Origin of the sequence: Synechococcus sp. R6-5 (assembly GCF_047461775.1) — a bacterium.
In the GTDB taxonomy this organism is placed as follows: Bacteria; Cyanobacteriota; Cyanobacteriia; order Thermostichales; family Thermostichaceae; genus Thermostichus.
The window spans coordinates 1-9930 of the sequence record NZ_JANSHV010000120.1 but is presented as its reverse complement, the minus strand read 5'-3'; the positions used below and the strand labels follow the sequence as shown (position 1 = coordinate 9930).

General features: G+C 58.2%; 14 protein-coding genes and 1 tRNA gene. 7 read left to right on the top strand and 8 right to left on the bottom strand.

The window, feature by feature from the left end; genetic code table 11:
• The first annotated feature begins 363 nt into the window (after positions 1–363).
• Positions 364–1083: a response regulator transcription factor gene (locus tag NW818_RS07260; RefSeq protein WP_414424188.1), complete on the top strand. Its 720-nt coding sequence runs from the start codon at positions 364–366 to the stop codon at positions 1081–1083.
• A 56-nt stretch (positions 1084–1139) separates the two neighbouring features.
• Here NW818_RS07260 and NW818_RS07255 read toward each other — a convergent pair whose 3' ends face one another.
• Complete coding sequence (locus NW818_RS07255) at positions 1140–1988, bottom strand: ABC transporter ATP-binding protein (protein ID WP_011433616.1); 849 nt, start codon at positions 1986–1988, stop codon at positions 1140–1142.
• Between the two features lie 443 nt (positions 1989–2431).
• Here NW818_RS07255 and NW818_RS07250 point away from each other — a divergent pair, with 443 nt between their 5' ends.
• From NW818_RS07250 to NW818_RS07240, 3 genes are all read left to right on the top strand, one after another.
• Positions 2432–2710, top strand: a complete 279-nt coding sequence (locus NW818_RS07250; protein ID WP_414357373.1) for a hypothetical protein — start codon at positions 2432–2434, stop codon at positions 2708–2710.
• 60 nt (positions 2711–2770) lie between these two features.
• On the top strand, positions 2771–4396 hold the full coding sequence (locus NW818_RS07245; protein ID WP_414424187.1) for a TM0106 family RecB-like putative nuclease: 1626 nt from the start codon (positions 2771–2773) through the stop codon (positions 4394–4396).
• A 130-nt stretch (positions 4397–4526) separates the two neighbouring features.
• Positions 4527–4766, top strand: coding sequence for a hypothetical protein (locus tag NW818_RS07240; RefSeq protein ID WP_414400613.1), 240 nt, complete (start codon positions 4527–4529; stop codon positions 4764–4766).
• Between the two features lie 181 nt (positions 4767–4947).
• Here the strand turns inward: NW818_RS07240 and NW818_RS07235 are convergent.
• The 3 genes from NW818_RS07235 to NW818_RS07225 all read right to left on the bottom strand — a co-directional run bounded on the left by NW818_RS07235 (position 4948) and on the right by NW818_RS07225 (position 5863).
• Positions 4948–5021, bottom strand: a tRNA-Pro gene (locus tag NW818_RS07235).
• A 98-nt stretch (positions 5022–5119) separates the two neighbouring features.
• Positions 5120–5533: an NfeD family protein gene (locus NW818_RS07230; protein WP_414329493.1), complete on the bottom strand. Its 414-nt coding sequence runs from the start codon at positions 5531–5533 to the stop codon at positions 5120–5122.
• Positions 5534–5623: 90 nt separating this feature from the next.
• Positions 5624–5863, bottom strand: a complete 240-nt coding sequence (locus NW818_RS07225; protein WP_011433611.1) for a hypothetical protein — start codon at positions 5861–5863, stop codon at positions 5624–5626.
• 139 nt (positions 5864–6002) lie between these two features.
• Here NW818_RS07225 and NW818_RS07220 point away from each other — a divergent pair, with 139 nt between their 5' ends.
• A complete protein-coding gene (locus NW818_RS07220) occupies positions 6003–6197 on the top strand; it encodes a hypothetical protein (RefSeq protein ID WP_011433610.1) in 195 nt (64 codons plus the stop codon).
• On the opposite strand, the gene NW818_RS07215 is transcribed toward NW818_RS07220, so the two are convergent.
• From NW818_RS07215 to NW818_RS07205, 3 genes are all read right to left on the bottom strand, one after another.
• On the bottom strand, positions 6173–7255 hold the full coding sequence (locus tag NW818_RS07215; protein ID WP_414424186.1) for an SAM-dependent methyltransferase: 1083 nt from the start codon (positions 7253–7255) through the stop codon (positions 6173–6175). The genes NW818_RS07220 and NW818_RS07215 overlap by 25 nt on opposite strands.
• Positions 7252–7854, bottom strand: coding sequence for a 3-isopropylmalate dehydratase small subunit (gene leuD / locus NW818_RS07210; RefSeq protein WP_414424185.1), 603 nt, complete (start codon positions 7852–7854; stop codon positions 7252–7254). Before leuD ends, NW818_RS07215 begins: the two co-directional genes overlap by 4 nt.
• Positions 7855–7961: 107 nt before the next feature.
• Positions 7962–8288, bottom strand: a complete 327-nt coding sequence (locus tag NW818_RS07205; protein ID WP_011433607.1) for a phasin family protein — start codon at positions 8286–8288, stop codon at positions 7962–7964.
• Positions 8289–8330: 42 nt separating this feature from the next.
• Between NW818_RS07205 and NW818_RS07200 the strand changes: the two genes are divergently transcribed.
• Both NW818_RS07200 and NW818_RS07195 read left to right on the top strand, forming a co-directional pair.
• Positions 8331–8678: a hypothetical protein gene (locus NW818_RS07200; protein WP_414424184.1), complete on the top strand. Its 348-nt coding sequence runs from the start codon at positions 8331–8333 to the stop codon at positions 8676–8678.
• Positions 8675–9151 carry an urease accessory protein UreE gene (locus NW818_RS07195; RefSeq protein ID WP_414424183.1) on the top strand — a complete coding sequence of 159 codons (477 nt, stop codon included), beginning with the start codon at positions 8675–8677 and terminating at the stop codon, positions 9149–9151. Before NW818_RS07200 ends, NW818_RS07195 begins: the two co-directional genes overlap by 4 nt.
• 43 nt (positions 9152–9194) lie before the next feature.
• Here the strand turns inward: NW818_RS07195 and NW818_RS07190 are convergent, their stop codons facing one another.
• Positions 9195–9914 carry a Uma2 family endonuclease gene (locus NW818_RS07190; protein ID WP_414389963.1) on the bottom strand — a complete coding sequence of 240 codons (720 nt, stop codon included), beginning with the start codon at positions 9912–9914 and terminating at the stop codon, positions 9195–9197.
• Between the last annotated feature and the right edge of the window lie 16 nt (positions 9915–9930).

Genomic DNA, 9930 nt, shown 5'->3' with positions numbered 1-9930 from the left:
GAAGTAGTCAGGGTCGGGTAGTTTACTAAGATAATGCCCAAGATTCTCGGATAAGCCTCCGTTGATTTACGCACAGGAGGGCGGCCTCGGCAAGGATAAACTCCCCGCGCGACCCCACACGTAAAGACTTGAAATAAGATTTAAGTGTTCAATCACTCATGAATTGCCTGCGCCTGTGGCCCTTTCCAGCCGAGGTTGGGGTCAAGCTTGCCCTGTTGAGAGGGCTCTTTATTCACCCGCGCACCCGCGAGCCGAGGGCCCATCGCCTCTGCACGATTGTTGCCCATGAGCTGCCGAAGGGATCCCCACACCCCAACGCCCTGCAACCTTGTCTCCTGCTGACTTCGAGAGTGCCAAGCTGCCATGTCACGCATCCTCATCATCGATGATGATCCCAGCATTTGTGCTCTACTGCAGCGGTACTTGCAGCGGCAGGGGTATTCGGTTGAGGTGGCGATGACGGGGGCCGAGGGCTTACAGCAGTTGCGCGCTTTTCAGCCGGCCTTGGTAATTTTGGATCTGAACTTGCCGGATGTGAGCGGCTACGATCTCTGCCAGCAAATGCAAAAAGAGACCGGCGTGTACGTGTTGATGTTGACCAGCCGCGTCAGCCCTGCTGATAAGTTGCACGGATTCCAGTTGGGGGCAGATGACTACCTGACCAAGCCCTTCAGCCTGCCGGAGTTACAGGCGCGAGTGCAAGCCATTCTGCGGCGGCAACGCATGAAGATCGAAGTTGCCAGCGCACCGGTCTTGACCTTTGCCTCTTTGGTAATCGACCCGGAAACCCGAGCAGTCATCCGCGAGCAGCGCCTGATCAACTTAACAGCACTGGAGTTCGATTTGCTCTATGCTATGGCTCGACATCCGGGGCGGGTTTGGCGACGGGCTGAGCTGATTCAAGAGGTGTGGGATTTTAACCACGAGGGAGATGAACGGGTGGTCGATGTCCACATCGGCCAAATTCGCAAGAAACTAGAGACTGATACCAGCCAACCGGAGTTGATCCGCACCGTGCGTGGAGTTGGCTACAAGTTTGAGCCCCCCGCTCCGAAGGAGGGATGGGGAGAGGAAAAGCCTTAACCCCCAAATAACTCTCCCCTCTTCACGTTGGGAGAGGGGCCAGGGGTGAGGGCCCGTTAATCCAAGCGGCGGCCTGTCAAACGCACAAAAATGTCTTCTAAGTTGGCCGGGCGCACCATGAGGCCGGTTTTGTCAGGTTCAGCTTCCAACTGCCGCTGAGCTTCCGCCAAGCTGGGGAAAAAGGTGTACTCCACCTCCCGGCCAGGACAGGATCGCACCAGCAGGGCCTCTCCATACTTGGCCCGCAATTGCTCGGTGCTGCCCAACTCGATTAACCTTCCCCCATCCATGATGCCGATGCGGTCGCACAGCTCTTCTGCCTCCTCCATGTAGTGGGTGGTAATCAGCAAGGTCATGCCCTGCCGATTGAGATCCCGCAAGATCTCCCACAACAGCCGCCGCGCCTGGGGATCCAACCCGACGGTGGGCTCGTCCAAAAACAAAATCTGGGGGCGATGCAGTAACGCCCTGGCCACCTGCAAGCGTCGTTTCATTCCCCCTGAGAGGGTTTTCACTTTGTCTTGCCGGCGATCCGCCAGCCGCACATACTCCAGCCATTCATCGATGCGCCGTTGCCGCTCTGGGTTGGGGATGTGGTGCATACGCCCGTGGAACTCCAGGTTTTCCCAAACGGTCAGCTCTGCCTCTAGGGTGATAGGCTGCAGAACTACGCCAATTTGCTGCCGCACCGCCACCGGATCCCGCACCACGTCATACCCCCCCACCCGGATGGATCCCTGGCTGGGTCGGGTAAGGCTAGTAAGCATGCGGATGGTGGTGGATTTGCCGGCGCCGTTGGGCCCCAACAGGGCAAACACTTCCCCCTGGGGGATCTGCAGGCTCAAATCTTGAACGGCAACTTGCTGCCCAAAGCGCTTCCACACCCCCTGCATTTCCACCGCCACCGTCTTGGTTTGGGGCAAGGTTGGGGCCGTCGAAAGAGCTGTCACAGTCCGCTCCGGTAAAGTGTAAAGAAATCTTTATTCTCCAGCATACGCCAGCCGTGTCAGCAAGCTGCAGGTCTTATCAGGGATCCCTGCCCTTGGCAGTAGTTTATGCTATCCCTTCAAGTCTTCCGTGGCTGTGATCTCGTTCCCTGTGGTTTTTCTCCAAGCTCTGCAAAATAGTGCACATTGCACCTGAAGGGTGAGTTACGTCCGCAGGGCAGGGCGTGATCGTACAGCAGATAGGGGAAGTCGCACTAAATAGCTAGTGCTGTATCTGTACGTACGGGTAACAATAAAGACACAAGCTTGAGCGGGCTGACTGTTCGGCTTGGGGCTTTTTCTTGGTGAAGTGACTTCCCTTCAGCGCCCACCGATAACCTCTACTAACCAATGTAAGGAAAATGCAGAGCAAAGATCGATTCGACCAAATTGACTTCCGGCTGGATCGCCTGGTTGGGGCTGTGTTGACCCTGGCCGAGACCGTCAGCTTCGTCAAGGATGACCTAACCCATCTGAAAGCCATTGTTCAACAACAGGTGCTGATATCCCAGGAGCACAACACCTGGCTGGGAGAGTTAAAGACGATATGTCAACAGCAAGCCGATACAGCTCGTCGCCAATCTGAGACGATTGAGCGCATTATTGCCCATCTCCTGCCCACTCAGGATCCCAAGTCTTGAAGGATCAGAGGGCAACCTGGGGGCGTGCCACAATGGCAGCAGAGCTGAGGTTTTCCACCGTTGGAGTGCCAGGTTGCAGCAGCAGGACAGGGTTCTGTTGAGGCTGAGGAGCTGCTTGCTTTCTTTCGTTGCCGACGCTTGCCTTACCTGGATCGCTTTGGCCCTCAAGAGGCCAAGCTGCCGCCGGACAACCTGCTGGAGCAATGGCGGCGGGATCGCCAAGCCCTGGCAGCCGCTGTGTTTGAGCGATTCCCCGGAGAACGGGTTGCGCCGGGCAATGAAGCTCTCTTGGCAGCCATGGCCGACGGGGCGGAGCGGATCTACGGCGGACGGATTGCCGCAGAGCTGTTTTGGCAACCGCAGGAAGATCTCAACTGTACTGCTGAGGCAGAGCTGTTGCAGCTTGCTTCTGAACCTGTCCCTCACTCCTCCTCTCCAAGGGATCCCATCCCTGCCCCAGAAGACTGCGAGATGGTGCCCGCTCTTGCGTCGCCGCCTGAAGCTGTTCCAGAGGGACGTTCAGTTTGGGTGAGCAGCTCCCTGGATCTGCTGATTCGGGATCCCACTCTCGTTGGCAGAAGTTGCCACGCCGCCCGATCCTCTTACCTGCCGGTTCATATTCGTATCGGCAAACGCCCCAAACCGGAATACGAATTGTTGCTGGCTTTGCAGGCAGAGTTGCTCGGATCCCTGCAGGGAAACGTTCCCAAGCGGGGCATTTTGATCCTGAAAGATGGGAAGTGGCACCCCGTCCACCTGAGCCGCCGACGAGCACAGGTGCGGCAATTGCTGCAGGAGTATCTGCACTCCCTCAGCCAGCCGGAACCGCCCCAGGTGTTTATGGCCCGCAGCCGCTGTCATCTTTGCCACTGGCGGGAGCATTGTCGCCAGTTGAACGCCGCCGCTCAACCCCTCAGCCTGCTGCCGGGCGTAACGGGATCCCGCTATCCCCTTTTGCAAGAGGCGGGGATCCACTCGATTGAAGCCCTGGCCAACGCTCAGTTGGATAGGTTGCAAGCCATTCCCAAGTTGGGATCCGGCGTGGCCCTGCAACTGCAGCTGCAAGCCCGTGCCACCCTCAGCCGGCAGCCCCTCTGGATTCAATCCCCCCCGGAAACCCTGCCCACCACACCCGTAGAGCTGTACTTCGATATCGAGGCGGATCCCCGCCACAACGTCGCCTATCTGCTGGGCCTGCTGGTGGTGGAGCAAGCCGAGGGGAAAAAGGTTGCGAGCTATCACAGTTGCCTGGCCGCCGACCCGCGGGAAGAAAGGCAAGCTTGGGAGCAATTCTTGCAACTGGCACAACGCTATCCTGACGCTCCCATCTACCACTTTCACGGCTTTGAAGTGCAGACCTGCCGACGGCTGGGGGAGCAATACCGCACGGATCCCCGACAGCTGCGGCAGTTGTTGCAGCGCTTTGTGGATTTACAGGCCTGGGTGCAACGCTCGGTGGTGCTGCCGATCGAGAGCTATTCCCTGAAAAACATCGCCCGCTGGTTGGGGTTTCAGTGGCGTCTGCCGGATGCCAATGGCGCCCAGTCCATTTACTGGTATAGCCAATGGCTGGAAACTCGGGAGCGCAGATATTTGGAGCACTCGCTTATCTACAACGAGGATGACTGCCGGGCTACCCACCGCCTAAAAGACTGGCTGTCCCAAGGAGTCCTCCATGCCGAATGATGCGAATAAATTGACAAAGACGGCCTATCCCCAGCCGCAAATGCCGCAGCTTGCGCCGCCAGTCTTGTGGCCAGTTGCTGAGGTTTCGTTTAGAATCAGGCAGGACTGTTTAGTTTATCAGGGGAATCCCATGCTGTTGAAATCTCATGAATCTCCTCGCCATCAGGGCAGAAACCGTCGCGGTCGTGGGGGATCGGCACGCAAGCGCCAACTGGACAAACGGAACCGCGCCTTGATGCAACGATTACGACAACGAGAGCAAGCTCTCAACTCTCGATCTTCTCGGCAGGGGCAAGTTAACCCTGCCTTTTTTGTGCTTGCTTCTTTTTTCCCTCAGCCTGGCTACAAGGGATCCCGCTTGGCTGCCTGACCCACCCATTCGATGGCATCGAAGAGTTTGCTTCTCGCGCCTTCAAGACAAAGACTGCGCCTCCACCAATAGACGCCCGCTTTAGCAGTTAGCAACATCAATGGGAAGATTTTGGGGCCCTGGATAAGCGCGAAGCTATCGGCCAAGAACGCGAATGGCTCTGTTCTTGGTGCAGTCAGGATCGGGATGACAGGATTTGAACCTGCGGCCCTCTGCTCCCAAAGCAGATGCGCTACCAAGCTGCGCTACATCCCGGCTTAGCTTTTGTGATTATGCCAGATCCCCGCCTCTGATGCACACCCAAGCAGGGATCCCTCGCTCAAGGCAACAAGGGAAACAAACATTTGTCCAGGTCAGGACTTGAGCATCTTGGCCGGCATGACAATGAGGGTATTCCCCTGTCGCTCCACCACGTAGAGCTCCTGCCCGGCTTGGATTTCCAGGTTGGGAATGCTGCACTTGGCGTTCCAGGTGGAACCCAGATAAGAAACCCGCCCCCGTTCGCCTGGGGGAATGGGGGTGATTGCCCGCGCCTCGCGAGATTCCTCTACCTGAACCGATCCATGGGGCACCAGACGGCGGCTGAGGATAATCAACACCACCGATGCCCCAATCCAGCTGGCAAATTGTACCCAGATCGGCAGCCCCAAATAAGCCAAAAGCCCCGCCAAGAGCGCCGCCAGCCCCACCGAGCCGGCAACCAATTCTGGCAAAAACAATTCGGCAGAAATGAGGACTAACCCGATGACGATCCAAGGCCAAACCATAGAATCCAGGGATCCCACCTAACTCAGTATGGCTCAAAACCCCTGGATCCTCAGCAGGGATCCCTTGTCCTTAGGGAGACTGGTTGGGGCTTACCCGCCCAAGCGGTAATTCTCCAAAAACTGCAGGGGATCCATCTCCTCCTGAGGGGAGCTTTTGGGTAGGTTCTTGGATTCGGCGATCCGCATCAAGGTCTCCCAGTCGGTGCTCATGACAAAGGCCACGGCTTGGCGAGCCGCCTCTCGGTGGGGGCAGTCCTCTCCCAAGACACAGCCATCTCGACAGAGGGTGGCGCAATCGTGCGCGGTGCTCCTGGGATCCGGGCCAGCCATGATGTCTTCCTCTCGGTGGGTTTCACGTTTTCTTTAGGATACCTGAAGAGAATCTTGCGCTTGCAGGAGATTTGGGTCAGGGCGGGTAGCTTGGATGAGGAGATGAGGCGACAAGACCTGTTCAAGCAAGAGGAGCCTTATGGAGTTTTCGCAATTGCAAGCGCTGGTGGATCGAGCGCTGGAAGACAAAAAGCTCACCCGCACAGAGGTGGATCAAATCGTCAACGCCATCCGGTCGGACGGCAAAATCTCCCCCGAAGAGATAGGCTTGCTGGAGTCCATTCGCGAAATGGTGCTCCGTCGGGAGATTCAGGTGGTGGAAACGGCAGATTGAGGGGCAGGGATCCCCTGTTGCAAGTAGAGGGTGACTTCGCTGCGATTGTGAAACAGGTGGCGGGCCCTCACCAGGGGGAAGGCACTACCCAAAATCTCCAAACTTTGCCGCAGCACCTGCAGGCGGTGTTGGTGGGGTAGCTTCAGGGTCATCACAGCTCTCCCCTGTGGCTGCAGATGGGGGGCAAAAGCCACCATCAGGCGGGCAGAAGCCGGGCCATCCATGCGCATGTCGTTGAGGATGAGGTGAAACCGGCCTGGGCCACGGGCCAGGTAGGCTTGGGCGCTGAGGCGATGGTGGCGGATCCCCGGATCTTGGCTGAGGCGCTCGTGCAAGTCCCCCGGATCCACTGCTGTGACCTGCTGGCCATATAGACGCAAAATGCGCGACCATCCCCCCGGTGCTGCCCCCAGATCCAGAGCCTGTCCCCCCGGCACCAAGGGAATCTGAAACACCTGGATGGCCTCCAGCAGCTTAAACTCGGAGCGGCTGATTTGCTCTGGATCCCGCCGAAAGCGATGGATCCCACCGGCCCAGTTGGAGAGGTTCTGGGCAGCCAAGGATAGGCCCAGCCAAGCGCAAATGCCCATCGGTTGAGCCAGGATCACCACCGAGATCACCTGCTGTGGGTCTTTGACCTGCAGGGGGGATCCCACCGCTGCCATCACCTGTTCGGCCAGGGTTTCATTGACCTGGAAGGGCTTGAGATTCCGCTCCCCAAACAGGCGCGTCTGAACCGAAAAGCTGAGGGCGGGGTCAATGGCTGCCAACATTTCCCCATCAAGGCGCAATTCAACTAAGGATCCCTCGGCCAGCCGCCGTTCTTGGTGAATGGGGCAGATGTGGCGTAAAAAAATGGGCGGGTCAGCTTGCCAAGCCTCAGCCAGGTCAGCAAATGAGCGTTGGCTGCACACCCATACCAAGCCAGGTGCTTCCTTTAGCCGCTGCACGGCAGCCTCTGGATCCGCAGCTTCTATCTCCCGGATCGCCAAATCCAGAAAATCCGGGTCGGCACTGCCCAGCCATGTATGGGTATCAGGGGGGAGAGGATTGCTCAACGGGCTCGCTGCCAACGCACGTAGGGTAAAGAAGCGGCTACTTGGTGAATCTGGGCTTGGGCGGCCAGCAGTTGTCCTGTGGCGTCCCAGGTGCCCTGCACCAGCATTTGCCAGGCTCCCTGGGGGATCTCCACAGCAGCGGTATTTGCCTCCCAGCGCACCTGTTTGTTGGGCAGATCCAGCGTCAACTGGAGCTGGGGATTTTCCGCCACCGCCTTCTGCAGGGCTTGAATCACAGCCGGGGGTGCCGTGACACAAGGGATCCCTAGAGCCAAGCAGTTGCCGAAGAAGATCTCGGCAAAGCTTTCGCCAATGAGGGCGCGGATCCCCCATTTGGCCAGCGCTTGGGGGGCATGCTCCCGGCTGGAGCCACAGCCAAAATTGGCATTGACCACAAGGATCTGGGATCCCTGGTACTGGGGTTGATCGAAGGGGTGTTGGCCGAGATCCTGGGCGCGGTCGTCGGCAAACACGTGCTGGCCCAAGCCGTCGAAGGTGACGCACTTCAAAAAGCGGGCCGGGATAATCCGATCGGTGTCGATGTCGTTGCCCAGCAGGGGGATCCCTCGGCCTGTGATGGTCAAAACTTCGCTTGGCATGGGAACTTGATGAATTCTCCCAGAGAGAACTTCAGGGTATCGCAACGTTCGGCAAAACCCTGCCCAACGGCAAAGGAAAGCCGGCAAAAGGGGAAGGCTCAGCTCGGCTACCGGCGGTAAACCTGATTTTCCAAATTGCGCACCTGCCGCTCCAGCCGATCCAGCCGCCCCCGCAGCTCGTCCATTTCCGATTGGCGGGGCACGCCCAGATCCTGCAGGACGTTGCGCACCTGCCGCTGAACGTAGGATTCAAAGTTACTCTGCTCGGCCTTCACCTGGTTGAGCAGGTTGTTGATGACATTGGATGCCTCTTCTGGGTTGAGCTGCCCCTTCTGCACCAAGTCGTCGGCAGCCTTTCTCAACTGTTCTGCCAGCAGAGTGGTTGTGCCCACGCCCATTAGCAAGAGCTGACGTAAGATACTGTTGTTGTCCAATGCTGCCCTCCAAAGGACGCTTCGCGAACGGTACGGGCCTCCATGACTACCCATTTTCCTCAGTTTGCCCTCAACTTCGCAACCGGCTCGGCCAGTTTCTCCCTTTCGCCTGAGGCGGCACAACAATGGCACAAGGCTCTGCAAATCCTCTTGGAGCGGCTCAAGGTTCGCTCGGGCAGCTCCCGGCAGCAGCCTCAGGATCCGGTTGAGTTTCGTTACCCTACTGAAGATTTCAGCTTGGAGATGTTCTGCAACCCCAACATCTGGGTCGGCCCCCACGCAGCCAAGGTCTTGGTTACTATGAAAACGGAAGGGCTGCGCTTTTCCACTGAGGTGGAGTTCTCTCGCCTTCAAGAAGACCTCAGCCAGTATCTGGAGTCCCTAACATGAGCGAAGATGCCCATGCTGCAGGAGAGGATCCCGCGGCCATTACGGTGACGCAACTGCCGGACGAGCCGTCAGAAGGGATCCCCGGCCACTTGGAAGTGGTTGCCCTCACTTGGCACGACCGCCAGCGATCCCGGCAACGGCTGGTGAGCGACTGGGGCACCGAGATCCAGCTGATGCTGCCCCGCGGCACCCATCTTCACGATGGGGATCTGCTCTATGCGGATGCGCAGCGACACATTCGGGTCAGAGCCCAACCCGAACCGGTGCTCTTGATTCAACCTGAAAACCCCATCCAGATGGGCCAAGTGATTCATCAACTGGGCAACTGGCACCGCCCGGCCCACGTTTCCCCCCAAGGGCAGATCCTGGCGCTGGCCGATGATCCCCTGCAGGACTGGCTGGCCCACATGGGGATCCCGTTTCGGTTGGAGATGGCTGTCTTCGAGCCCAACCTGTTGGCCCACAGCCATTAACCTGAGCCTTTGCGAGCGCAAACCCGTCCCTCCGACTCATGGCCTAGGCTCCAGCCTCTGCTTCTCGGGTTGCCAACCGCGCTGCAAACTCTCGGTGTTCCTCCGACTCAATTCCCCTTTGCAGCACACCCAACACCTGCTGCATGTTGCCCGTCAGCAGCGCGTCCACGGCTAACCACAACCCCGGAAATACCCGACTGTACAAGACGCCCGACTCATTGGGCTGTTGCAGCACGTACTCTCCATTCTGGAAGACATACCAGCGAAAGGCTTGCTCTTGGGTTAGCCAGACCAGATATTCCCGCACGCCGTTGCGCCGGTAGGCCCGCAGCTTATCATGCAGGTCGTAGGAAGCTGTGCTGGCGGCAATCTCCACAATCAGCTCCGGTGCACCCTCAATGTAGTCATCCTCGCTAATGCGGGACTGTCCCCCACAAGATTCGTGCATCCGCAATATGGCATCTGGCTGCGGCTCATTGTCCAAGTCCAGGCGAACGGTTGGATTGCCCGCCGACTCAACCCCCGGCGTTGCTGCTTCATAAACTCCCAGCCAGGCCATGATGTGGCTGTGTGGTCTGCCATGTCGGCGATATCTGAGGGGAGATGCCACGTAAACAATTCCCTCAATCAGCTCGGCTTTTTTGAGCTGAGGCATGGCTTGATAGCGCCGTTCAAACTCATCGCGGGTGAGACGATCGCCGCTTTCTAAGATGGGCAGTTCACGGAAGGAAGGGCTACTGACGCTCATGACCAGCTGATACATTTACGCTGAACACTGC

Coding starts and splice junctions, on each gene's coding strand:
- NW818_RS07260 (WP_414424188.1), top strand. CDS start 364: ATGTCACGCATCCTCATCATCGATGATGATCCCAGCATTTGTGCTCTA.
- NW818_RS07250 (WP_414357373.1), top strand. CDS start 2,432: ATGCAGAGCAAAGATCGATTCGACCAAATTGACTTCCGGCTGGATCGC.
- NW818_RS07240 (WP_414400613.1), top strand. CDS start 4,527: ATGCTGTTGAAATCTCATGAATCTCCTCGCCATCAGGGCAGAAACCGT.
- NW818_RS07230 (WP_414329493.1), bottom strand. CDS start 5,533: ATGGTTTGGCCTTGGATCGTCATCGGGTTAGTCCTCATTTCTGCCGAA.
- NW818_RS07225 (WP_011433611.1), bottom strand. CDS start 5,863: ATGGCTGGCCCGGATCCCAGGAGCACCGCGCACGATTGCGCCACCCTC.
- NW818_RS07220 (WP_011433610.1), top strand. CDS start 6,003: ATGGAGTTTTCGCAATTGCAAGCGCTGGTGGATCGAGCGCTGGAAGAC.
- leuD (WP_414424185.1), bottom strand. CDS start 7,854: ATGCCAAGCGAAGTTTTGACCATCACAGGCCGAGGGATCCCCCTGCTG.
- NW818_RS07200 (WP_414424184.1), top strand. CDS start 8,331: ATGACTACCCATTTTCCTCAGTTTGCCCTCAACTTCGCAACCGGCTCG.
- NW818_RS07195 (WP_414424183.1), top strand. CDS start 8,675: ATGAGCGAAGATGCCCATGCTGCAGGAGAGGATCCCGCGGCCATTACG.
- NW818_RS07190 (WP_414389963.1), bottom strand. CDS start 9,914: ATGTATCAGCTGGTCATGAGCGTCAGTAGCCCTTCCTTCCGTGAACTG.